Origin of the sequence: Brachybacterium halotolerans (assembly GCF_016623465.1) — a bacterium.
Lineage (GTDB): Bacteria > Actinomycetota > Actinomycetes > Actinomycetales > Dermabacteraceae > Brachybacterium > Brachybacterium halotolerans.
Genome location: NZ_JAEDAJ010000007.1, coordinates 148,657 through 170,335, shown reverse-complemented (window position 1 = coordinate 170,335; position 21,679 = coordinate 148,657). Strand labels below are relative to the sequence as shown.

21 protein-coding genes and 1 other RNA gene are annotated in these 21,679 nt (G+C 71.4%); 6 read left to right on the top strand and 16 right to left on the bottom strand.

Annotated elements, in window-relative coordinates; translation table 11 throughout:
* Nucleotides 1-125: 125 nt before the first annotated feature.
* Both tdh and I8D64_RS12560 read left to right on the top strand, forming a co-directional pair.
* Nucleotides 126-1,196, top strand: coding sequence for an L-threonine 3-dehydrogenase (gene tdh, locus I8D64_RS12565; protein ID WP_200503154.1), 1,071 nt, complete (start codon nt 126-128; stop codon nt 1,194-1,196).
* Nucleotides 1,197-1,282: 86 nt separating this feature from the next.
* Nucleotides 1,283-2,500, top strand: a complete 1,218-nt coding sequence (locus I8D64_RS12560) for a glycine C-acetyltransferase (RefSeq protein ID WP_200503121.1) — start codon at nt 1,283-1,285, stop codon at nt 2,498-2,500.
* Here I8D64_RS12560 and I8D64_RS12555 read toward each other — a convergent pair.
* The 3 genes from I8D64_RS12555 to ssrA all read right to left on the bottom strand — a co-directional run bounded on the left by I8D64_RS12555 (nt 2,469) and on the right by ssrA (nt 5,872).
* Nucleotides 2,469-3,473, bottom strand: a complete 1,005-nt coding sequence (locus I8D64_RS12555) for a phosphotransferase (RefSeq protein ID WP_200503120.1) — start codon at nt 3,471-3,473, stop codon at nt 2,469-2,471. The two genes, I8D64_RS12560 and I8D64_RS12555, sit on opposite strands and share 32 nt — an antisense overlap.
* Before the next feature lie 49 nt (nt 3,474-3,522).
* Nucleotides 3,523-5,007, bottom strand: coding sequence for a SulP family inorganic anion transporter (locus tag I8D64_RS12550; protein ID WP_200503119.1), 1,485 nt, complete (start codon nt 5,005-5,007; stop codon nt 3,523-3,525).
* Nucleotides 5,008-5,501: 494 nt separating this feature from the next.
* Nucleotides 5,502-5,872: a transfer-messenger RNA gene (ssrA, locus tag I8D64_RS12545) on the bottom strand.
* Between the two features lie 189 nt (nt 5,873-6,061).
* On the opposite strand from ssrA, the gene I8D64_RS12540 reads away from it, so the two are divergent.
* Nucleotides 6,062-6,631 carry a hypothetical protein gene (locus I8D64_RS12540; RefSeq protein WP_343068571.1) on the top strand — a complete coding sequence of 190 codons (570 nt, stop codon included), beginning with the start codon at nt 6,062-6,064 and terminating at the stop codon, nt 6,629-6,631.
* Between the two features lie 41 nt (nt 6,632-6,672).
* Here the strand turns inward: I8D64_RS12540 and smpB are convergent, their stop codons facing one another.
* The 13 genes from smpB to I8D64_RS12475 form a co-directional block, all read right to left on the bottom strand.
* Nucleotides 6,673-7,179 carry an SsrA-binding protein SmpB gene (gene smpB / locus I8D64_RS12535; RefSeq protein WP_200503118.1) on the bottom strand — a complete coding sequence of 169 codons (507 nt, stop codon included), beginning with the start codon at nt 7,177-7,179 and terminating at the stop codon, nt 6,673-6,675.
* 148 nt (nt 7,180-7,327) lie between these two features.
* Entirely contained in the window at nt 7,328-8,665 is a 1,338-nt protein-coding gene (locus I8D64_RS12530) for a M23 family metallopeptidase (RefSeq protein WP_200503117.1), read from the bottom strand.
* Between the two features lie 2 nt (nt 8,666-8,667).
* Nucleotides 8,668-9,585: a permease-like cell division protein FtsX gene (gene ftsX / locus I8D64_RS12525; protein WP_200503116.1), complete on the bottom strand. Its 918-nt coding sequence runs from the start codon at nt 9,583-9,585 to the stop codon at nt 8,668-8,670.
* On the bottom strand, nt 9,582-10,553 hold the full coding sequence (gene ftsE, locus I8D64_RS12520; RefSeq protein ID WP_200503115.1) for a cell division ATP-binding protein FtsE: 972 nt from the start codon (nt 10,551-10,553) through the stop codon (nt 9,582-9,584). The genes ftsX and ftsE overlap by 4 nt, the downstream gene beginning before the upstream one ends.
* A 131-nt stretch (nt 10,554-10,684) precedes the next feature.
* Nucleotides 10,685-11,809, bottom strand: a complete 1,125-nt coding sequence (gene prfB, locus I8D64_RS12515) for a peptide chain release factor 2 (protein ID WP_200503114.1) — start codon at nt 11,807-11,809, stop codon at nt 10,685-10,687.
* Between the two features lie 76 nt (nt 11,810-11,885).
* The gene (locus tag I8D64_RS12510; RefSeq protein WP_200503113.1) at nt 11,886-13,040 is read right to left on the bottom strand and encodes a glycerate kinase; all 1,155 of its coding nucleotides are present in this window, start codon (nt 13,038-13,040) and stop codon (nt 11,886-11,888) included.
* A 77-nt stretch (nt 13,041-13,117) separates the two neighbouring features.
* On the bottom strand, nt 13,118-13,609 hold the full coding sequence (locus I8D64_RS12505) for a pilus assembly protein TadG-related protein (protein WP_200503112.1): 492 nt from the start codon (nt 13,607-13,609) through the stop codon (nt 13,118-13,120).
* Nucleotides 13,606-14,211, bottom strand: a complete 606-nt coding sequence (locus I8D64_RS12500) for a hypothetical protein (protein WP_246483008.1) — start codon at nt 14,209-14,211, stop codon at nt 13,606-13,608. Before I8D64_RS12500 ends, I8D64_RS12505 begins: the two co-directional genes overlap by 4 nt.
* Nucleotides 14,208-14,588: a TadE/TadG family type IV pilus assembly protein gene (locus I8D64_RS12495; protein ID WP_246483007.1), complete on the bottom strand. Its 381-nt coding sequence runs from the start codon at nt 14,586-14,588 to the stop codon at nt 14,208-14,210. Before I8D64_RS12495 ends, I8D64_RS12500 begins: the two co-directional genes overlap by 4 nt.
* A 17-nt stretch (nt 14,589-14,605) precedes the next feature.
* Nucleotides 14,606-14,854 carry a hypothetical protein gene (locus tag I8D64_RS12490; protein ID WP_200503157.1) on the bottom strand — a complete coding sequence of 83 codons (249 nt, stop codon included), beginning with the start codon at nt 14,852-14,854 and terminating at the stop codon, nt 14,606-14,608.
* A gap of 88 nt (nt 14,855-14,942) precedes the next feature.
* A complete protein-coding gene (locus tag I8D64_RS12485; RefSeq protein WP_200503111.1) occupies nt 14,943-15,887 on the bottom strand; it encodes a type II secretion system F family protein in 945 nt (314 codons plus the stop codon).
* Nucleotides 15,884-16,756, bottom strand: a complete 873-nt coding sequence (locus I8D64_RS12480) for a type II secretion system F family protein (protein WP_200503110.1) — start codon at nt 16,754-16,756, stop codon at nt 15,884-15,886. The genes I8D64_RS12485 and I8D64_RS12480 overlap by 4 nt, the downstream gene beginning before the upstream one ends.
* A complete protein-coding gene (locus tag I8D64_RS12475; protein WP_200503109.1) occupies nt 16,753-17,982 on the bottom strand; it encodes a TadA family conjugal transfer-associated ATPase in 1,230 nt (409 codons plus the stop codon). Before I8D64_RS12475 ends, I8D64_RS12480 begins: the two co-directional genes overlap by 4 nt.
* Nucleotides 17,983-18,310: 328 nt before the next feature.
* Between I8D64_RS12475 and I8D64_RS12470 the strand changes: the two genes are divergently transcribed.
* From I8D64_RS12470 to I8D64_RS12460, 3 genes are all read left to right on the top strand, one after another.
* The gene (locus tag I8D64_RS12470) at nt 18,311-19,555 is read left to right on the top strand and encodes a YihY/virulence factor BrkB family protein (protein WP_200503108.1); all 1,245 of its coding nucleotides are present in this window, start codon (nt 18,311-18,313) and stop codon (nt 19,553-19,555) included.
* Between the two features lie 94 nt (nt 19,556-19,649).
* A complete protein-coding gene (locus I8D64_RS12465) occupies nt 19,650-20,906 on the top strand; it encodes a sensor histidine kinase (protein WP_200503107.1) in 1,257 nt (418 codons plus the stop codon).
* Complete coding sequence (locus I8D64_RS12460) at nt 20,906-21,634, top strand: response regulator (RefSeq protein ID WP_200503106.1); 729 nt, start codon at nt 20,906-20,908, stop codon at nt 21,632-21,634. Before I8D64_RS12465 ends, I8D64_RS12460 begins: the two co-directional genes overlap by 1 nt.
* Nucleotides 21,635-21,679: the final 45 nt, after the last annotated feature.

Here is a 21,679-nt window from a genome sequence, read left to right as displayed (position 1 = left end):
CCGGGCACTGCCGCCGCCCCTCGGCATCCGTGCGCGTTCTCGCGCTGAACGCGCACACCTGCGCAGGGGCGGATAAGGTGACGGGCGACGGCTCTCGAGGAGGAGACACGGGGATGACAGAGACGATGCGCGCCCTGCGCAAGACGGCGCCGGGACCGGGGCTCGAGCTCACCGAGGTGCCCGTCCCCGCGATCGGCCCCTGGGACGTGCGCATCAGGGTGCTGCGGGCAGGACTCTGCGGCACCGACCTGCATCTTCTCGCCTGGGACTCCTCCGCCGAGGCCATGTGCGACACGGTCCCCTTCACCCCGGGGCACGAGTTCTACGGGGAGGTCGTCGAGATCGGCTCCGAGGTCCCCGATGTGCGCGTGGGCGACCGCGTCTCCGGCGAGGGCCACGTGGTGTGCGGGGTCTGCCGCAACTGCCGCGCGGGCCGGCGCCAGATGTGCATCCGCACACGCAGCGTCGGCGTGCAGCGCGACGGCGCCTTCGCCGAGCAGGTCGTCATCCCCCACCAGAACGTCTGGGTGCACGAGCACGAGGGCCGCGAGGAGTTGATCAGCCCCGAGCTCGGCGCCGTGTTCGATCCCTTCGGGAACGCCGTGCACACGGCCCTGAAGTTCCCGCTGGTGGGCGAGGACGTGCTGATCACCGGCGCCGGTCCGATCGGCCTCATGGCCGCCGCCGTGGCCCGCCACGCGGGAGCGCGCTTCGTCGCCATCACGGACGTGCACGAGCACCGGCTGCAGATGGCACGCGCCGCGGGGGTCGACCTCGCCGTCAACGTCGGCGAGCGCCGGATCACGGACGTGCAGCGCGAGCTCGGCATGAAGGAGGGCTTCGACGTGGGTCTGGAGATCTCCGGGCAGCCCAGCGCCCTGCAGGAGATGATCACGAACATGAACCACGGTGGGAAGATCGCCCTGCTGGGCCTGCCCGCACGGCACTTCGAGCTGGACTGGACCACGGTCATCACCCACATGCTCACCCTGCAGGGGATCTATGGGCGCGAGATGTTCGAGACCTGGAACGCGATGAGCGCGATGATCTCCACGAGCCCCCTGCTGCGCGAGCGGATCCGCGCGACCGTCACCGACGTGCTGCCCGCGACCGCGTGGGAGCGCGCCTTCGAGATCGCCCGCTCGGGCAGCGGCGGCAAGGTCGTGCTGGACTGGACCGTGTTCGACGGCTCCTGACCCGGCCTGCTCCATCGCACCCCATTGCGCCGCACCGCACCGCACCGCACCGCACCGATCATCGCCCGCCTGAGGAGGCACCCCTGATGTACGCCGACGTGAAGGGCCAGCTGGCCGCCGAGCTCGAGGAGATCCGCGAGGCGGGCACCTTCAAGAACGAGCGCACGATCTCGACCCCGCAGTCCGCGCACGTCGAGGCCGCGGCCTTCGGCGACGCCCCGGCGGAGGTGCTGAACTTCTGCGCGAACAACTACCTGGGCCTGGCCGACGACCCGCGGCTCATCGAGGCCGCGAAGACGGCGCTGGACGAGCGCGGGTTCGGCATGGCCTCGGTGCGCTTCATCTGCGGCACCGGGGACCTGCATCTCGAGCTCGAGCAGAAGGTCAGCGGGTTCCTGGGCACCGAGGCGACGATCCTGTTCTCCTCGTGCTTCGATGCCAACGGCGGCGTCTTCGAGTCGTTGTTCGGCGCGGGCGACGCGATCATCTCCGACGCGCTGAACCACGCCTCCCTCATCGACGGCATCCGGCTGTCCAAGGCCTCCCGCTACCGCTATCGCAACGCCGACATGGACGACCTGCGCACCCAGCTCGAGGCCACGCGGACGCAGAACGACGGAGCTCCCGCCCGCCGCACCATCATCGTCACCGACGGCGTGTTCTCGATGGACGGGTACCTCGCGCCGCTCGATCGCATCTGCGACCTGGCCGACGAGTACGGCGCTCTCGTCCTGGTCGACGACTCCCATGCCGTCGGCTTCATGGGCGAGACGGGGGCCGGCACCCCCGAGCACTTCGGGGTCTCCGATCGCGTCGACATCTATACCGGCACCTTCGGCAAGGCGCTCGGCGGCGCGAGCGGCGGCTACGTCTCCGGCCGCGCCGAGATCGTGGACCTGCTGCGCCAGCGGGCCCGCCCCTACCTGTTCTCCAACTCGCTCGCGCCCGCGATCGTCGCCGCCACCCTCACCGCCCTGGACCTCGTCGAGGGCAGTGCGGACCTGCGCGAGAAGCTGTTCGAGGGCGCCTCCCTGTTCCGGCGCCGCATGGTCGAGGAGGGCTTCGAGCTGCTGGACGGCGAGCACGCGATCATCCCCGTGATGTTCGGCGATGCGCGGCGCGCGGCGAAGATCGCCGACGCGATGCTCTCGCAGGGCGTCTACGTCACCGCCTTCTCCTACCCCGTCGTGCCCAAGGACCGTGCGCGCATCCGCGTGCAGCTCTCCGCGGCGCACTCCCCCGAGGACATCGAGACCTGCGTCCAGGCCTTCGTCACCGCGCGCGGCGCGACCGAGGTCTGCTGAGCGCGTCGAGCATCCGCCGGGCACTGTGCTCGAGGGCTGCGTGAGTCGTCTCCTCCGCATGCGCCGGGTGGGAGAGCATCGCCGAGGCGAATCGTGCGGCCCATGCCCGGGCGCGGAGCACGAGCGCGTCCCGGGCACGCGCATCCGCCTCCCGCGCCCAGGCCGCACGCCGCAGATAGGTGCCGACGGCACCGCCCGAGGGATCGAGGTGGAAGATCGCCCCGAGATCGCTCGCGGGATCTCCCGCGCAGGTGTCGCCCCAGTCGATGAGACCGAGCGGGGTCGCGCCATCGAGCGAGGATCCCTCCGTGGGCAGCACCAGGTTCCCCGGATGCGGATCGCCGTGCAGCAGCAGTTCGGGGCCGTCCCAGACGTCCGCCTCCAGGCCCTGCTCCCACGCGGCGCGCACCCTCTCCCCCGTCGGCCAGTCCAGGAGCGCCCTCTCCTCGGCGACGGCCGCGCTGCGCCGCTCGAGGGGCACGCCCCGCACGCGCCCGCGGGGATGCCCCGTGGGCGCTCCGCGATGCAGCGCGGCGAGGGAGATCGCCAGCAGTTCGGCGAGCCGCGGCGCGGTGCCCGGCGCGCTCCTCACGAGCTCCGCGACGACATCCCCCTCGATCCACGTGAGCAGCGCCGCCGGCCCGCCGGGCGCATCGGCCGGGACCTGCCCCAGCAGGCAGGGGCGGACGAACGGCAGAGTTCCCGGCAAAGCGTCCGCGTCGCCGAGCAGGGCGATCTCGTGCTGGAGGATCTCGCGGGCGATCTCGCGCTCCGGCACTCGCAGCACCACGCGCGTGCCGTCCTCGAGGGCCCCGACGTGCCACTGGCTGTTGTCCCATCCCCGGCCCAGGCGCGTCGGACGGGCGACGCGGGAGATCCGATCGGCCGAAGCGCCCTCCTCGTACCGGACCCGGTCGAGGAGAGCGCTCAGGTGCTCGTCGGCCATCGTCGGCCCGCTCGTCGCTTCGTCCACCGGGCCAGGGTAGGCCGTCGGGCCGCTGCCCGGCCTGCGGCCGGAGGCTTCAGCCCAAGCGCCCTGCGAGCCTCTCCACGTAGTACGCCGAGACCCGGTCCAGTCCTTCGAACTCGACGGTGCGGCCGCGGCGTCGGTATTGCTCGCGGACTCCGTCGAGCGCGGCGACGGTCGAGGCGTCCCAGACGGTCGCGCCGCTGAGGTCGACGCGCACATGGTCCGGGCCGTCCTCGTAGTCGAACTGATCCACGAGGTCGTTGCTCGAGGCGAAGAACAGCTGGCCGCGCACCCGGTAGCGCCCGGGGTCATGGGCGTCGCGCAGGATCTCGGTCATGTGGGCGACCCGGCGGGTGAAGGCGATCGCGGCCGTGACGACGCCCGCGATCACGCCCACGGCGAGGTTCTGGGTGAGCACGGTCCCCAGCACGGTGACCAGCAGCACGAGCGTCTCGCTGCGTGGCATCACCGGCAGAGTGCGCAGCGAGTGCCAGTCGAAGGTGGTCGCGGCGACCACGAGCATCACGGCGACGAGTGCTGCCATCGGGATCCGTCCGACGGCGTCGCCGAGGGCCACGGACAGCACGATGAGGAAGGCGCCCGCGAGGAACGAGGACAGCCGCGTGCGAGCGCCCGCCTGCTTCACGTTGACGATGGTCTGGCCGATCATCGCGCAGCCGCCCATGCCGCCGAAGACACCGGTGACGACGTTCGCCACGCCCTGCCCGAGGGCCTCACGGGTGCGGGAGGTGCGGGTCTGGGTGATGTCGTCCACGAGGTTGGCCGTCAGCAGCGACTCCATGAGCCCGACGAGGGCCATGGCGATCGCGTACGGGGCGATGACCTGCAGGGTGTGCAGCTCGAGCGGCACATGCGGGATCCCCGGCACGGGGAAGCTGTGGGGCAGGGCGCCCTCGTCCCCCACCGTCGGCACGTCGACGCCGAGGCTGACGACGGCGAGGGTGATCAGCAGGATCGACACCAGCGGCGCGGGGATCCGGCGGGTCAGGCGCGGGAAGAGCACCACGAGCGCGACCCCCACGGCGACCAGCGGGTAGACCAGCCACGGCACGCCGATCAGCTGGGGCAGCTGCGCGGAGAAGATGAGGATCGCGAGCGCGTCGACGAATCCGACCATCACGGAGCGTGGGATGAACCGCATCAGCCGCGCGACGCCGAGCGCGCCGAGCAGCACCTGCAGCAGCCCGCCGAGGATCACGGTGGCCAGCAGGAAGTCGACGCCGTGGTCGCGGGCGACGGGGAAGATCACCAGGGCGATCGAGCCCGCGGCGCCGGAGACCATCGCCGGCCTGCCTCCGAGCACCGCGGTCACGCAGGCCATCGTGAAGGCGGCGTAGAGCCCCATGCGCGGGTCCAGGCCCGCGACGATCGCGAAGCTCAGGGACTCGGGGATCAGGGCGAACGCGGTGACCAGGCCGCCCAGGATCTCGACCGTGAGAACGCGCGGGTCTTTGAGAGCGTCGAGGACGCCGGGGATCGGGGGGATGTCGTGACTTGCTTCGGGCACGTGCGCCATTGTCTCCCTTCGAGGCCCCGCACGCCCCCGACCGGTTCACGCGATCCACAGCGCCCGGCGAGCCGGCGCATCTGATCGCCCCGTCGTCCACCGCGGCCGTGCGAGCATCCTGCCCGCCGGGACGCGCGAGGACGTCGTGTGGACGCGCACCGCAGGAGGGTGCTGGCAGGAGAGGGGACGGCCAGGCATCGGAAGAAGGCGCCCGTCGGCCCGACGGCATCGGAGGGCCGTGGACTCCGGCGCGAATCCGGCGTCGAGGCCGAAGGTGGTCCGTATCGAGGAGAAGAACGTCTGCATGAGCCCGGGCTCGGAGCCGTCGAGCGCCGGGAGAATCCGAGCGCGGCGACGGCTCGACCGCGACGCCCCGGTGGGGCTCGCCCGTCCCGGTGTCGGGCATCGGTTCCTCGGCAGGCGCGTTCGACGTGCCTGCCCGGGGTCCTGACGCGAAAAAGCCCCCTGGACACCGCTTCCGCGGTGTTCAGGGGGCTTGCGGCAGGTGGAGACGGCGGGAATCGAACCCGCGTCCGATAGTGCTGAGCGAGGGCTTCTCCGGGCGCAGTCCGTGTGGGCGTTTTCTCAGTCCCGACGATCCCACGGACACGTCGTCGACGGACTCAGTCACTCTGAGGTGTTCACCCGACCTCGATGACGAAGGCCGGAAGCAGTGGCTCCTTTGATGATGGAACGGTCCGGGTCAGGAGCACCCCCGGGGTTCCAGACTGCTAACGCTGATCAGGCAGCGAGAGCGAAGTCAGTGCGCTTGGGTTCGGCACTTATTGGTTTCCCAGGAGCGTTGACGAGATGACCTGGGATCCTCGGCCCGCTTCCCCTCACTGGACAACTACCGTCGAAACCGATCGTCCCCGAGTGTGGGTCGCGTGAAGACGGCGACCTGGGTCGCCGAGCACTTTGCCGCTGTTCACGTATCAATCCACAGGCGCGGCGTGCCGCGCTGTCCCTCCAGTGTAGCCAGGTGTCCGCGAGGTGGCCAGCGCTTATCGCTCAGCCCACGGTGAACGCCGCGGCGCCCTCCCCCGGGCCGTACGGTGAAGCGGTGAGCAGCTTCGAGTTCGAGGGCATGACCTTCACGATCGACCCGATGACTCTGCGCGAGAGCGTGGACGACCCGGGAGCGCTCGCGCGCTGGTGCTCGGAGAACCCGCGGGACCCCCGCGCCGTCGGCCACCTGCGGATCCTCGGCCGGCTCGAGGAGGCCGAGGCCCTGGGTCGCGTCCTGCTCGCGGACAGCCTGGCGCATCCCGTCGCCCGTGCCGCCCTGCGCACCCGGCTGGCCCAGGTGTTGCAGTGGCAGGGCCGCTTCGAGACAGCCGACGAGGAGTTCTCCCGCGCCGCGGAGGAGACGGGGCTCTCGGACGACCCGACCGCTCCGAGCTCGATCCTCGCGCTCGCCGCGGTGCTCCAGCACCGCGCGAAGAACCGCTTCGAGCACGCCCTGGTCGCGGAGGCCGGGGAGCGCCCGCGGCTGTCGGCGCGCCTCATGGACGCCGCCCGGGAGGACGCGCGACGGGCGCTCGCGATCCGCGAGGGTCTGCGCGCGAGCGAGGACCAGGTCCTCAGCAGCCGCGAGACGGTCGCGCGCCTGGAGCGCGACGGCGCGGGCTGAGCGGGCGCGCGGCTCAGACCAGACGGCTCAGACCAGGCGGCTCAGACCAGTTCGCGGCGGCGCATGGCGCGCTGGGCCTCGCGCAGGTCCTGCTTCTCGCGCAGGGTCTGGCGCTTGTCCCAGTCCTTCTTGCCGCGTGCCAGGGCGATGACGACCTTGGCGTGAGAGCCCAGGAAGTACATCTCGAGCGGCACGAGCGTGAAGCCCTTCTCGCGGGTCTTGCCGGCGAGCTTGTCGATCTCGGCGCGGTGGAGCAGGAGCTTGCGCTTGCGACGGGCGGTGTGGTTCGTCCAGGTGCCCTTGACGTAGGGAGCGATGTGCACGCCCTCCATCCACATCTGGCCGCCCTCGATGAAGCAGAAGCCGTCGACGAGGGAGGCGCCGCGGTCGCGCAGCGACTTCACCTCGGTGCCGGTGAGCACGATGCCCGCCTCGAGGGTGTCGTCGATGTGGTAGTCGTGGCGGGCCTTCTTGTTCGACGCGATGAGGGTCTTCGTCGGACCGTCGGCCTGCTGCTGCTGCTTCTTCGCCGGCTTGGTGGCGGCCATCACGCCCCTCCTCACGTCTCGCGGCTCCCGGGGCTGCGCCCCGCCTGTGCGGTACGACAGCCTATCGGCCCCGCCTGCGAGCGGGCCATGGGTTTTCGCTCGGGGCGCAGTCTCAGGGCGCAGTGCCGCGACGCGGAGAGGGAGCAGGTCAGCCGATGTAGTTCACGGGGTTCACGGCGGTGCCGTCCTCGTGGATCTCGAAGTGCAGGTGACAGCCCGTCGAGGAGCCGGTGGTGCCGACGTAGGCGATCGTCTGCCCCTGCTTCACGTGCTGTCCGGTGGAGACGGCGAAGCGCTCCAGGTGGTGGTACGAGCTCGTCATCACGTGCCCGCCGGATGTGCCGTGGCCGACGATCAGCTTGTTGCCCGCGCTCGCGTTCGACGTGGTGGCGAGCACGGTGCCGTCCTTGGTGGCCTTCACGGCCGATCCGCAGGCGGCGGCGAAGTCCATGCCGGCGTGCAGCTTGCGGGTGTGGTAGATCGGGTGCACGCGCCATCCGAAGGGCGAGGAGCGCCGGGCGTTCGAGGGGGCGAGCCAGCCGGACTTCGAGACAGGGGTGGACAGGGCGCCCGAGGATCCGCCGGAGCCCGAGGACTTCTTCGCGGATGCGGCGCGCCGGGCGGCCGCCTCCTTCTCCTTCTCCTCCTTGATGAGGTCGGAGATCTCGGAGTCCAGCGCCGAGCTGCGGTCCTCGAGGTCGGACTGGTCGTCCTTGTACTTCTCCTTCTTCTTCTCGAGCGCGTCGGCCTGCTTCTTCTGCGTCGCGTAGAGGTCGTCGAGGGTGTCCTTGGCGTCCTGCGCCGACGTCTTCGCCTTCTCCTTGCGCGCGACCGCTGCCTCGGACTCCTTCTTGAGGTCGTCGATCTCGGCGCGGACGGCGTCCAGGCGGTCGGCGGCGTTCTCGGTGACCGACTGGTCGGTGCGGAGGTCGTCGAAGCGGGTGCCCTGCGCCTCCAGGGTGAGCTTGAAGTTCATCGAGCGGTCGACGGCGTCCTGCGGGTTCGCGTTGCCCACGTACACGCTCGTGGGATCGGGCAGTCCGCCGCCCTTGTAGGCGGACAGCGAGACCTCGTCGAGCTGCTCGCCGGAGGCGTCGACCTCCTTCTTGCCGCTGTCGACCTGGCCGCTGAGGTCGGCCTCTTCGGCCTTCGCGTCAGCGAGGCGGTCGCCGATCTCCTCGTCCTCGTCCTCGGCGTCGGACAGCTCCGACTTCGCCTTCTCGAGGGCCTTCTGGGCGTCGGGGATCTTCAGCTCGGTCTTGGCGAGGGCGAGGTAGGTGTCCGCCAGGTCCGAGTTCACGTCGCTGAGCTCGATGCGCAGATCGTCGAGCTGGTCCTCGACGCTCGCCTTCTCCTGCTCCTTCTGCTTGCGGTCCCCGTCGGCGCGCGCGGGAGCCAGCGGGGAGAGCATCATCTGGGTCGCGACGAGCGCGAGTGCCAGCACCAGCAGGGTGAGGATCCGCAGGTTCCGAGCGCGGGACGTCATGGTCACACCTTCAGGTAGCGGTTGAGCGAGACGATCGAGGAGCCGATCGCCAGTATCGCCCCGATCAGCACGAGGATCGGCGCTATCCACAGCAGGTCGGCGCTGCCCACGGTGATCAGCTCCGATCCGAGCGTCGGCGCGAGCCAGCCCTCGACCAGGAAGTGGGTGCCGGTCCACAGCAGGCCTCCCGCGATGAGCGCGCCGAGGATGCCGGCGACCGCCCCCTCGAGCATGAAGGGAGTGCGGATGAAGACGTTCGAGGCGCCCACCAGGCGCATGATCGCGATCTCGCGCCGACGGTTCGCGATGGACATCCGGATCGTGGTGGCCACCAGCAGCACCGCGGCGACCAGCATCAGCACAGCGAGGCCGACCGCGAACACCGTGGTCTGGTTCAGCACGTCGATGAAGGGGGCGTAGGCGCTGAGCAGGTCGGAGACCTCGTCGACGCCGTCACGTCCCTGGAAGAACTCCACCACCGCGTCGGACTTCGAGGAGTCGTCGAGCGTGATGTGGAAGGAGACGGGCATGTCCTTCGCGGTGAAGTCGGAGGCGAAGCCCTGCCCGGAGAACTGCTCCTGGTAGATCTTCAGCGCCTCGTCCTGGTCGCGCTCGGAGTAGGAGTCGATGTACGGGGCCAGCACGTCCCCGTCCAGCGCCTCGCGCACCGACTGGATCTGCGCGTCGGTCGCGGCTCCCCCGGCGCACGTGGACGCCGTGGAGTGCGGCGAGCACATGAAGATCGTGACCTGCGACTCCTGCACCAGCGTCGCCTTCATGTCGAAGATCTGCTTCTGCATGAGCAGACCCGCGCCGACGAAGCTCAGGGAGACCGCGGTGACGATGACGACCGAGATCACCATGGCGATGTTCCGCCACAGGCCGCTGAGGATCTCGGAGGCGATGTACCGGCCCCTCATCGTGCGCCCTCCTCGCGGTCGGAGGCGTGCGGGAGGTCCTCGGCCAGCGCCTCCTCGGAGAAGGCCTCCTCGGCCTCGTCCAGCAGGTCGCGGGGACGGGCGTCGGGCACCAGCTCCTCCTCGACGACATCGGATCCTGCGGAGCCGGACGCTGCGGCGCCGGACACTGCGGCGGCGGAGCCCGCGGCGACCGAGCCCACGCCGGCCGGCTTCTCGCCCCCGGCGTCGCCCTCGGTCGGATCGTCCCCGTCCTCGACGTTCCCGGAGATGACGCTCACGGGGGTCGGGGACTCGTACGTGCCCTCGGCCTCGTCGCGGACGACGCGCCCGTCGACGAGCTCGACGACGCGGCGGCGCATGCGGTCCACGGCCGCGCGGTCATGGGTGGCCATGAGCACGGTGGTCCCGCGCTCGTTGATCTGCGCGAGCAGGTCGAGGATGCCCTCGGCGGTCGCCGGGTCGAGGTTGCCGGTGGGCTCGTCGGCCAGCAGGATCGAGGGGCGGTTGACGTAGGCGCGGGCGATCGCCACGCGCTGCTGCTCGCCGCCGGAGAGCTCGTGGGGCATGCGCCGGCCCTTGTCCTCGAGGCCCACCATCTCCAGCATCTCGGGGACCAGGCGGCGCACCACGCGGCGGGGCGTGCCGATCACCGCGAGCGCGAACTCGATGTTCTGGTAGGCGTTCTTGGAGGGCAGCAGCCGGAAGTCCTGGAAGACCATGCCGATCTCGCGGCGCAGCGCGGGGACGCGCCACGAGGGGATCCGGGCGAGGTCCTTGCCCGCGACGTGCACGCTGCCGCGCGTGGGGGTGGCCTCCTTGAGCACGAGGCGCATAAGGGAGGACTTGCCGGAGCCCGAGGCCCCGACGAGGAAGGCGAACTCCCCGCGCGCGAACTCGAGGTCGATGTCCTGCAGCGCGGGCGACTGTCCTCGCAGGTACGTCTTGGAGACGTCGTCGAAGCGGATCACGGCGGCCTTGGGGGTTTCGGGGGTGCGTACCCGACCAGGCTAGGGTCGATCAGCGCCGACGCCGCGCGGGCGCGCGCAGGCGCCGGGTCAAACCTTGGTCAAGGCGTCGGGCCGTGGAGGCGGGCGGCCTCTCAGCCCTCCGCCGCCTCGGCCTTCTGCTGGCCGACGCGCCAGCGGATGCCGGCCTCGATGAGCTCGTCAATCTCGCCGTCGAACACGGCGGAGGGGTTGCCCTCCTGGTGCTCGGTGCGCAGGTCCTTGACCATCTGGTACGGGTTCAGCACGTAGGAGCGCATCTGGTCGCCCCAGCTGGCCTTGACGTCGCCCGCGAGCTCCTTGCGCTCGGCGGCCTCCTCGGCCTTCTTCAGCAGCAGCAGGCGGGACTGCATGACGCGCAGGGCGGCCGCGCGGTTCTGGATCTGCGACTTCTCGTCCTGCATCGAGACCACGGTGCCCGTGGGGAGGTGGGTCATGCGCACGGCCGAGTCGGTCGTGTTCACGCTCTGCCCGCCGGGTCCCGAGGAGCGGAACACATCGACCTTGAGGTCGTTGTCAGGGATCTCGATGGAGTCGGTCGACTCGATCAGCGGGATCACCTCGACCGCGGCGAAGGAGGTCTGGCGCCGCCCCTGGTTGTCGAAGGGGCTGATGCGCACGAGCCGGTGGGTGCCGCCCTCGACCGAGAGGTTGCCGTAGGCGTAGGGGGCGGAGACCTCGAAGGTCACCGACTTCAGCCCGGCCTCCTCGGCGTAGGAGGTGTCCATGACCTTGGTCGGGTAGCCGTGGCGCTCGGCCCAGCGCAGGTACATGCGCAGGAGCATCTCGGCGAAGTCCGCGGCGTCGACGCCGCCGGCGCCCGCGCGGATCGTGACCACGGCGTTGCGCTCGTCGTACTCGCCGGAGAGCAAGGTGCGCACCTCGAGCTCGTCGAGGGTGCGGCGGATCGAGGTCAGCTCCTTCTCCGCCTCGTCGGCGGTCTCGGCGTCGTCCTCCTCCGCGGCGAGCTCGACCATGACCTCGAGGTCGTCGATGCGGGAGGAGAGGTCGTCGATGCGGCGCAGCTCGCTCTGCGCGTGCGACAGGGCCGCGGAGACCTTCTGCGCGTTCTCGACGTCGTCCCAGAGGTCGGGAGCCGAGGCCTGCTGCTCGAGATCGGCGATCCTCGCCTTGAGGGCGTCGAGGTCCGTCACCTTCTCGATCGACCCCAGGGTCGTGCGCAGGTGCTGGATCTCTTCGGTGAAGTCGATGGTCGCCACGAGAGGCGAGTCTACGGGAGAGCGCCTGCACGCCGGGCGGGGCGCGGGATCGGATGCGTCACCGCGCGCTCGGCCGTCAACCCTCCCCGCCCACGTCCTCGCCGATCTCCCGGCCGACGTCCTCCAGCAGCTGCGCGGTGCGATCCATCGCGTCCTCGACGTCGCGAGCGCGGGAGAGGAGGTCCAGGGCGAGGTCGATGCCGGCTCCCTCGAGCTCGTCCGGCGCGAGCTCGAGGGAGCCCGCGATGGCGATCACCCGGGCACCCGCGTCCGCCGCGCGGCGCGCGACCTCGGCGGGCCCCTTGCCCGAGAGGGTCTGGCGGTCGAGCCGCCCCTCCCCCGTGATGACGACGTCGGCGCGCGCGAGGGCTGCGTCGAAGCCGAGCAGGTCGAGGACCGCGTCGGCCCCGGAGACGAAGTCCGCGCCGAGCGCGTAGAGCGCGAACCCGGTGCCGCCGGCGGCACCGGCGCCGGGGCGCTCGCGCAGGGGCGTCGGGGCCGACGGGCCCGTGCTCGCCTGCTCGACGGCGTCGGCCCAGCGGCCGAGGATCTCGTCGGCCGTCCGGATGTCGGCGTCGGCGAGTCCCTTCTGCGGGCCGAAGACCGCGGCGGCGCCGTCGGGCCCGAGCAGGGGGTTGGTGACGTCGCACGCCGCCTCGAGGTGCACGCCCTCGAGGGCTGCGAGGGCCGGGCCGAGATCCGCGCTCGCGACGCCCGCGAGGCCGTCATGGCCGTCGGGGATCGGAGTACCGTCGCCGTCGAGGAGCCGGGCGCCGAGGGCTGCGAGGAGACCTGCGCCGCCATCGGTGCTCGCACTGCCGCCGAGTCCGATGACCAGGTGCGCGGCACCCGCGTCGCGGGCGGCGAGGATCAGCTCGCCCAGTCCGCGGGTGCTCGCACGGGCATGGTCGAGGAGCGTGCGGCCGGCGGCGTCGCCGGGCAGACGGCGCAGGCCGGAGGTCTCGGCGAGCTCGAGGACCGCCTCGGTGCCGCTCTGGGCCCAGCGCGCGGTGATCGGCTCTCCCGTCGGCCCGGCGATCCGGGCCTCGTAGGCGGTGAACCCGGCGGCGAGCGCGGCCTCCACGGTGCCGTCGCCGCCGTCGGCGATCGGGAGCAGATCGGTGCGCGCATCGGGGCTGGTCGCGGCGATGCCGCGGGAGAGGGCGGCCGCGACCTCTGCGGCGCTCAGGGAGCCCTTGAACTTGTCGGGGGCGATGAGGACGGTCGGCATGCGATCTGGCTCCTTGTGGTCGGCGGCGCGGGATCCGCCGTGGTGTCTGTTCGGGTGCTTCCCGCGGGATCGTGCGTTCAGTCGGACCGGGCGCTCCCGCTCACGTCCAGCGGGATGGTGATGACCCCCGTGCGGGTGATCCAGCCGATCAGCGGAGGATCCGTGACGGCCCCGAGGCGCACCTCGACGCTGCCGTCCTCGAGGACCCGGGCATCCTCGACGTGGATGTCGCGGGTGTGGGTCGATCCCGGCGGATAGGACTCGAGGTACTCCTCGGCCTCGCGGCGCACGTCCGTGCTCCGCAGGGAGGTGGGACCGTCCTCGTAGACGGAGTCCTCGCCATACGCCTGCGAGGCCGCGAGGGCCGCGCCGTCGGCCGCGTTCTGCAGGCGGTTCCTCTCCAGCTGGACGCCCGTGATGGCGGTGCCCACGCCGATCACCATCAGGATCACGACGAGCACGCCGGTGGTCAGCACGGTCATCGTGCCCGTGTCCCGGCCGAGTGCGGTGCGCAGTCGCGCGAGGGGTCCCGTGCTCGAGGAGCCGAGCTGTCTCCGTCGCACGCTCATGAGTCGTCGCCTCGCTCCTGGTCTCCGGGTCGCGAGGCCCTCGGAGCGTCGTCGGCCGCAGGGACGTCGCCCTCTCCATCCTTCCCGGCGCGTTCTCCCGGCGCCCGGAACTGGTCGGCCTCGACGACGTGCTCGGCACCGACGTGCACGGGGCCGTCCGCTCCGAGCATCGGTCCGAGGCCGGGGATGGGCACGCCGATCGTCACCTCCGCGGTGACCTCGCTGCCGGCCGCGGAGCACGGGTCCTTCGAGCAGCGGATGGTGACGGCGTCCTGCGAGGACAGCCCATGGTCCTCGAGGGTCATCCTCACCATGGCCTCGGTGCGGGCCTCGGCCCGGGACGCGTCCGGCTCGGTGGCGTGGATCCGGGCGGCGTCGCGCGCGATCACATCGGCGGCGAACACCGCGCCCTGCACCGATCCGAGCGAGAGCACGAGGTAGAGGGAGGGGATCAGCAGGATCACCGAGAGCGCGACGAACTCCACGAGCGCGTTGCCGTCCTCGCGGGCGAGTCGTGAGCGCAGCGCTCGCACTCCCTGGGGCAGGCGGAGGTCCGACCGCCCCCGGCACCGGGCACGGCGATCCCTGTCGCGTCCGCTCACCAGGTGTCCTCATCGATCGCATGGCCGTCCACGTGCATCGTGCCGGCGGGGCCGAGCAGCCCGACGAGCGGGAACGAGGCGCTGACGCGGACGCGGATCACTCCGTCGCCGTCCTCGTCGGCCTCGACGTCGACCTCGTAGTCCTCGCCGAAGCGGTCGTGGACGAGCTGCGCGCCGCGCACCTCGCCGTCCGCGGGCGAATTGCCCTCGAGCGAGGCCGTGTGCGCCGCCTGCACGGCGGCATCTGTCAGCGTGTTGCGGGTATGCACCACCAGCGCGCACTGGATGATCGTCAGCGCGATCACGATGATCAGCACGGCGACGAGCGGGAACTCGACGACGGCGGACCCTTCGTCATCGCGCAGTCGACGGCGCAACGCACCGGCGCGGGTGCTCAGAGCTTCCGGTTCAGGAAGGGCTCCATGGCGTTGTTGAAGATCTGCACGATCTGATCGGAGGCCACGGCCCACAGGGCGACGACGATCGCCGCCGTCATCAGGGTGATCATCACCCAGCCGGGCACGTCCCCGCGCTCGTCCGCCAGGGAGGCCCGGGAGCTCGCGGGTATCGGGCGCCGGTGGCGAGGCCCGACGCGCAGGGATGCGGGGGGCGTGCGGTGCATCGTCAGTCGGTGGATCGTCATGGTGCTCTCCTTCTGCCGCGGTGGCGCGGCGCATGGGGTCAGGGATGGGGAGGGTGGGTGGGGAGGAACGGGAGCTGGTCATGGGCGCTCACAGAGCGATGTCCAGGACGGCGAGGCCGGGGAAGATGGCGAAGACGATCACCAGCGGCAGTACGAAGAACACCACGGGGACCATCATCAGGATCTCGCGGCGGCCGGCGAGCTCCATGAGGTCGCGCTTGGAGGCCTCCCGGGCGTCCTGTGCCTGCGCCCGCAGCACCTCTGCGAGCGGAGTGCCGCGCTCGATGGCGATCGAGACGCCCTCCCCGAAGCGCGCGAGCGCCTCGAGGGGTGTGCGATTGCCGAGCTGGACGAGGGCCTGGGAGACGCTCGAGCCGGCGCGGATCTCCGCCACGGTGCGCCCGAACTCCTCGGGCAGGGCGCCTCGGCTGGAGCGCGCGACCCTCTCCATCGCCGCCACGGGGCTCTCCCCGGCGGCGACGGCGAGCGCGAGCAGGTCCGCGAGGGTCGGGAACTCGCGGGCCATGCGGGCTGCGCGACGGGCCACGGTGCGCTGCAGGAGGTGATCGCGGCCCACGATCCCGATCACGCCCCCGAGCAGGACGATGAGAAGTCCCAGCAGCGGACTCGCGCCGCGCGCGCCGACGGCGACGAAGGCGAGGACGAGCCCGACGACGAGCCCGGCGATGCCCCAGAGGACCTGTTCGACGCGGAACGCCTCGATGCCGCTGGTGCGGCCGGCCATGCGCAGCCTCTTCTCGAGCTGCTCGGATCCGCCCGTGAGGCGCTCGAGCAGGCCCAGCATGCGCTGTGCGACGGGGCCGAGGAGGGTGCGCACGAAGGTGCGGGCCCCGGAGGCGGAGGCACCGTGCTCGAGCAGCGCGCTGCCGCGGTCGCGACGCAGGTAGGGATCGATGCGGGCGGCGAGGTCGCGCCGGCGCAGCCACGGGTTGCCGACCACCACGAGGGCGAGGCCGAGGCCCGCGACCAGTCCGATCCCCGCCCCGATCAGCACGGGTGCCGCCCCGCTCATCGCAGCACCCTCTCGTCCTGCGGGAGGCGGGCGATGAGCAGCATGACGCGGTAGGCGATCACGGAGACGACGCCCGCGCAGACGATGACGACGAGCCCGGCGGTCGAGTCGTAGGCCTGCGCGGCCTGCGGCCGGGTGGACATGAGCGCGAGCACGATCCAGGGGGCGGCCAGCGCGAGCCGGGAGGCGTTCACGGTCCAGGACTGGCGGGCCTCGAGCTCGGCGCGGGTGCGGGCGTCCTCCCGCAGGAAGGCGGAGAGGGTGCGCAGCAGCACGGAGAGGTCAGTGCCGCCCACGTCGCGGGTGACGCGCAGGGCCTCGACGATGCGATCGGCGACCGGATCCGCGAGGCGATCCTTGAGGCGATCGAGGCTGCTCGCGAAGTCACCGCTGACCTGGTAGTCCCTCCCGAACTCCTCAAAGGGAGGGCGCAGCTCCTCCGGCCCCCGCCTCCCCACCTGGGCGAGCGCCTCGGGCAGGGACATGCCGGCGCGGATCGCGGAGTTCATGTGGTCCACGACCTCGGGCCAGAGCTCGCGCAGCTGGGTGCGGCGCCGGCGTGCGAGAGCGCGCAGCAGGATCGGAGGGAGCACGCTGACCACGGCACCGATCGCCGCGGCCGGGACCGTCGCACCGGAGATCGACCAGACGAGGATCATGACAGCGAGACCGAGGCCCAGGCACATGACGGGGACGGCGCCCGCGGGCACGGAGCCGAGCCCCACGGCGATGAGGTCGTCGCGCACGCGATCCAGCCATCGCGAGACCGGTCCGTGCCGGGGCTCGTGCGCGGGGGACTCCCCGAAGGCGAGCCACACGAGCAGCAGCCCGATCCCCGCGACGAGGCCGATGAACGCGCCGTCGATCATGCGCGCTCCCTCGTGCCGAGCAGGCGCCCGAGGTCCAGGCCCGCGCGCTCGAAGCGCTCGGCGTGCGGCGGGTAGCCCTCGCCGCGCTCGAGCCGGCCGTCGCCGCTGCGATGGAAGATGTCGGCGATCTCGACGACGCCCTCCTCCGTGCGACCGGGCAGGGCGGCGATCTCGCGCACCTGCCGCTGGCCACCGGGGAGGATGTCGAGATGGACGACGAGGTCGATGCAGCTGGCGACGGTGGGCACGACGAAGCGGCTGGAGACGTTCTCGCCGGCGAGCAGCGGCAGCGTGCACAGCTTGGTGACGGCGTCGCGCGCGGAGTTCGCGTGGATGCTCGCCAGCCCCGGCAGCCCGCTGTTCAGCGCGATGAGCATGTCGAGGCTCTCCGCCTCGCGGACCTCCCCGACGACGATGCGGCTGGGCCGCATGCGCAGAGCCTCCTTCACGAGGCGGCGCAGCGTGACCTCTCCGGTGCCCTCGAGGTTCGGCTGTCGGGTCTGCATGCCGACGACGTCCCGCAGGCGCAGGTCGAGTTCGAAGACCTCCTCGATGGTGACCACGCGCTCGCGAGGACCGATCGCGGCGGCCAGACAGTTGAGCATGGTGGTCTTGCCTGCCCCTGTCGCCCCCGAGACGATCACGTTGAGCCCGGCGGCGACGGCGCCGTCGAGGAAGTCCGCGGCCTGCGGGGTGAGGGAGCCGAGCGCCACCAGGTCGCGCATGTCGTGCGCGCGGGCGACGAACTTGCGGATGTTCACCGACCAGTGCTTGCGGGAGATCGGGGGGATGAGCACGTGCAGCCGGCTGCCGTCGGACATGAGGGCGTCCACGAACGGGGAGCTGAGGTCCAGGCGCCGGCCGGAGCTCACGAGCATGCGCTCGACGATCCCGCGGACCTCGTCGTCCGTGAGGACCACGGGCGTGAGCTCGCTGCGTCCGGAGCGCGCGCAGAAGATCTCGCTGGGCGAGTTCACCCAGATCTCCTCGACCTCGGGGTCGTCGAGGAACTCCTGGAGCGGGCCGAAGCCGCCGATCCTCGCGGCGACCTCTGCGACCACGGTCTCCGCATCGCGGACGACGGGGACGGCGCCGCCGGCCGAGCGCTGGTCGTAGTCGGTGACGACCTCACGGATGAGGGGTTCGAGCTGATCGGCACGGGCGTCGAGACCCCGCCGCCTGATCAGCTCCCTGGCCTCGGCCTCGATGATGGCCGCCGCTTCCATCCGGTCCCCTTCATTGCTCCGTGTGCACGTGCCCCGCCGGCGCGGCACGGCTCCGTGATGCGCCTCTCAACGCTCGATACTGTACGGGGTCTGGGAATTCCCGGCGCGCCGATGTGGACAACTCCCGGGCGACGGCGCGCACGGACGGCCGCTGTGGACAGCCCCCACGACGCACAGGCGGATGTGCGGGGAGTCGTCCTTCCCCGGTCTCGGCGGACCCTCCGCTTCTCTCGTCCGCGCCGGATGATCATCGTGTTCGCGCCGGTCGCGACGCCTTCCCGTGGCACGATGGGCGCGTCCCTTCCCCCTGATTCCCGCGGAGGCAACGATGGCCGAGAACCCCAGCGGCACCGCCGACGACGAGAAGGTGCGTCTCAAGCGCCCCGCGATCATGTACATGATCAAGCGCGTACTCAGCGAGTTCGGTCGCGACGGCGGCACCGACCAGGCCGCGAAGCTCACCTACTTCATGGTGCTCTCGATCGCGCCGATGCTCCTGGCCGTGTTCTCCCTGGCCGCGCTCGTCCTCTCGAGCATCAAGGACCAGATCGCCAAGCTCGTCACCGACGCCGTGATGAGCTCAGGCCTCGGCTCGCACCTCGGGGACTCGAAGACGCTCAAAACACTGGTGAGCACCACTCTCGACAGCCTCACGGGCAAGGCATCCGGCGGCATCATCGCCCTGGTCATCGGCATCGCCGTGGCCCTCTGGTCCGCCTCGGCCTACGTGAAGGCGTTCTCCCGGGTCGCCAACCGCATCTACGAGATCCCCGAGGGCCGCAACCCCGTGCGCTTCACCCTCGGCATGCTCGCGGTCACCGCGGGCCTGGTCATCGGCCTGCTGGTCATCGGCATCTCCTTCATGCTCAACGCGACGATCGCCGAGAGCCTGCTGCGACCGATCGCCGAGCCGCTGCACATGACCGGCTTCGTCGAGTTCCTCGTGACCTCCTTCCTGCCGATCTGGGCATGGCTCAAGTGGCCCGTCATCGTGGTCCTGATGTTCGTGCTGGTCTCGGTGCTCTACTGGGCGGCCCCGAACATCGCCAAGCCCTTCCGTCTGATCTCCCCCGGCGGCGTCTTCGCGATCATCGGCATCGCGGTGGCCGCGGTGGTCCTCTCGATCTACATGAGCACCTTCGCGAGCTACTCGAGCTACGGCGCGATCGGCGGCGTGATGGCGATCCTGTTCGCCCTCTGGGTGATGAACATCGTGATCATCCTGGGCGCCGAGGTCGACGCCGAGTACGAGCGCGCGAAGGAGCTGCAGGCGGGCCTGCCCGCGGAGAACGGCTTCGAGGTGCCGATGCGCGGGGAGAAGGGCGCGGAGAAGAAGGAGGCGAAGTACGAGAAGGTCGTCGACGCCGGCCGCGACCTGCGTCTGCAGAACCTCCATCGCGACCAGGACTCCTACACCGGCGAGAACGCCCGCATCGTCCCGCGGAACCCCACGGGCGCGATCCCTGCCCAGGGCGACGAGGACACCGATTACCCCACCGCCGCAGGAGACGGCGGCGAGAACCACGAGGACCCGAGCGGCTCCTCCGCCGCGGACGACGGCGCGGACCGCTGACCCCGCTCAGGCTCCGCCCGGGGGCGGAGACGGTGCGGCGGGGTTCCGCCCGCGGGCGGACGCCCTGTCGGCCCCGGGAATCTAGGCTCTGGCCATGACCACCTCCCCGCCGCCCGAGGGGCGGACCGCCCCCGAGCCGGTGGACCCGCCGCCGAGCCGTCTCGACGCGCCCTTCCGCTGGCTCGCCACGCACCCCCAGATCGTGGACGGCGTGCTCTTCGGCGGCATCGCCCTGCTGCTCGTGCTGGGCTCGCTGCCCCTGGTGCCGTCGATGTCCGTGGACGGCTGGCTGATCTGGTCGATCCCCATGTTCGTCGCGGGGGCGTTCCTGCGCACCAAAACGGGCTGGGCGACCCTGGCCATCGCCATCCTGGCGATCGCCCACTTCCTGCTCGGGATGGTTCTGGTCCTGGGCGACGTGATGATCTTCTACGCCCTCTACTGCGCGACCGTGCACGGTCGCGGACGCGTACCGACGCTCGCCCTGATCGGCGGCTTCGTCGGCGCTGCGATGCAGTCCGTGGGTCTGTCCTTCCTGCTCGGCCAGGGGGAAGTCTGGTATCTGCAGATCGTGGCGAGCATCGTCGTGTTCATGTTCGGATGCGCGCTCGTGCTCGCCACCTGGGCCACCGGTCGCTACCAGAGGGTGCGCGTGGACCAGCTGCGCATGGCCCGCGAGGCCGCCGCGCAGGCCGTGCGCGAGCGCGAGCAGCGCACGCGCCTCGCCGTGGCCGACGAGCGCGCCCGCATCGCCCGCGAGATGCACGACGTGGTCGCTCACTCGCTCTCGGTCATCATCGCCCAGGCCGACGGCGGACGCTTCGTCGCCTCCCAGGACCCCACCAAGGCGACCGACGTGCTCGAGACGATCGGCAGCACCGGTCGGCGCGCCCTGGCCGACATGCGCAGCCTGCTGGGCGTGCTCCGCAGCGACGAGGCCCAGGACCTCGGCCCCCAGCCCGGCCTCGCCTCGCTCGACGAGCTCGTGGCGCAGGTGCGCGCGGCGGGCCTGCCGGTCGAGCTCGCCCAGGAGGGCGAGGTCACCGACCTGCCGGGCCCGATGGGACTCACCCTGTACCGGGTGGTGCAGGAGGCCCTCACCAACGTCATGAAGCACGCGGGCCCCGGGGCCTCCGCCCGGGTCTCCCTGCGTCGCGACGACTCCCTGCTCGCCCTGGACGTCGAGGACAACGGGCGGGGTGTGGACCCGCAGTCCGACGGCCTCGGGCACGGCCACACCGGCATGCGCGAGCGTGTCAACATGTTCCGCGGCACCCTGCACACCGGTCCCCTGCCCGCGGGCGGGTACCGGGTCAGCGTGCGCATCCCCCTGAACGGAAGGACCCGATGATGACACCGGAGCACACCCCCGAGCAGTCGCCGGACCCGGCCGTCGAGCCGTCGGCCGATCGTCCCCTGCGCATCGCCCTGGTGGACGACCAGCCGCTCGTGCGCGCCGGCTTCGCGATGGTCATCGACTCCCAGCCCGACCTCGAGATCGCCCTGCAGAGCGCCGACGGCGCCGAGGCGGTCGAGCAGCTGCGGTCGCACCGGGTGGACGTCGTGCTCATGGACGTGCGCATGCCCCGACTGGACGGCATCGAGGCGACCCGGCAGATCCTCGAGGAGGCCCCGGAGGGCAGGGCGCCGAAGATCGTGGTGCTCACGACCTTCGACATCGACGACTACGTGATGGCCGCGATCCGGGCGGGCGCGAGCGGCTTCCTGCTCAAGGACGCCCAGCCCGAGGAGCTGCTGGCCGCGATCCGCACCGTGCACCGCGGGGACGCCGTGATCGCGCCGTCCGCCACGCGCCGACTGATGGCGCAGATGGTGAGCACCCCTCCGCCCGAGGAGCGCGACGACTCGGTCCTCGAGGCCCTCACCGAGCGCGAGCGGGAGGTGCTCGCCCTGATGGCGCGCGGCTTCTCCAACCAGGAGATCGGCGCCGAGCTCTTCGTCGCCGAGGCCACCGTGAAGACCCACGTGGGCCGCGTGCTCGCCAAGCTCCGCGCCCGCGACCGCGTGCAGGCCGTCATCATCGCCTTCGAGAGCGGGCTGGTCACGCCCGGCTCCTGATCCAGGGACGCCCTCCGGCCCCGCGTCATACCCAGGGCGGAGGGC

What these genes read in the sequence shown, in the direction of transcription:
- I8D64_RS12460 (WP_200503106.1), top strand. Translation starts at nt 20,906, where the DNA reads ATGACACCGGAGCACACCCCCGAGCAGTCGCCGGACCCGGCCGTCGAG.
- I8D64_RS12510 (WP_200503113.1), bottom strand. Translation starts at nt 13,040, where the DNA reads ATGCCGACCGTCCTCATCGCCCCCGACAAGTTCAAGGGCTCCCTGAGC.
- I8D64_RS12470 (WP_200503108.1), top strand. Translation starts at nt 18,311, where the DNA reads ATGGCCGAGAACCCCAGCGGCACCGCCGACGACGAGAAGGTGCGTCTC.
- I8D64_RS12465 (WP_200503107.1), top strand. Translation starts at nt 19,650, where the DNA reads ATGACCACCTCCCCGCCGCCCGAGGGGCGGACCGCCCCCGAGCCGGTG.
- I8D64_RS12480 (WP_200503110.1), bottom strand. Translation starts at nt 16,756, where the DNA reads ATGATCGACGGCGCGTTCATCGGCCTCGTCGCGGGGATCGGGCTGCTG.
- I8D64_RS12485 (WP_200503111.1), bottom strand. Translation starts at nt 15,887, where the DNA reads ATGAGCGGGGCGGCACCCGTGCTGATCGGGGCGGGGATCGGACTGGTC.
- smpB (WP_200503118.1), bottom strand. Translation starts at nt 7,179, where the DNA reads ATGGCCGCCACCAAGCCGGCGAAGAAGCAGCAGCAGCAGGCCGACGGT.
- I8D64_RS12530 (WP_200503117.1), bottom strand. Translation starts at nt 8,665, where the DNA reads ATGACGTCCCGCGCTCGGAACCTGCGGATCCTCACCCTGCTGGTGCTG.
- I8D64_RS12505 (WP_200503112.1), bottom strand. Translation starts at nt 13,609, where the DNA reads ATGAGCGTGCGACGGAGACAGCTCGGCTCCTCGAGCACGGGACCCCTC.
- ftsX (WP_200503116.1), bottom strand. Translation starts at nt 9,585, where the DNA reads ATGAGGGGCCGGTACATCGCCTCCGAGATCCTCAGCGGCCTGTGGCGG.
- tdh (WP_200503154.1), top strand. Translation starts at nt 126, where the DNA reads ATGCGCGCCCTGCGCAAGACGGCGCCGGGACCGGGGCTCGAGCTCACC.
- I8D64_RS12550 (WP_200503119.1), bottom strand. Translation starts at nt 5,007, where the DNA reads ATGGCGCACGTGCCCGAAGCAAGTCACGACATCCCCCCGATCCCCGGC.
- I8D64_RS12560 (WP_200503121.1), top strand. Translation starts at nt 1,283, where the DNA reads ATGTACGCCGACGTGAAGGGCCAGCTGGCCGCCGAGCTCGAGGAGATC.
- I8D64_RS12490 (WP_200503157.1), bottom strand. Translation starts at nt 14,854, where the DNA reads ATGACGATCCACCGACTGACGATGCACCGCACGCCCCCCGCATCCCTG.
- I8D64_RS12475 (WP_200503109.1), bottom strand. Translation starts at nt 17,982, where the DNA reads ATGGAAGCGGCGGCCATCATCGAGGCCGAGGCCAGGGAGCTGATCAGG.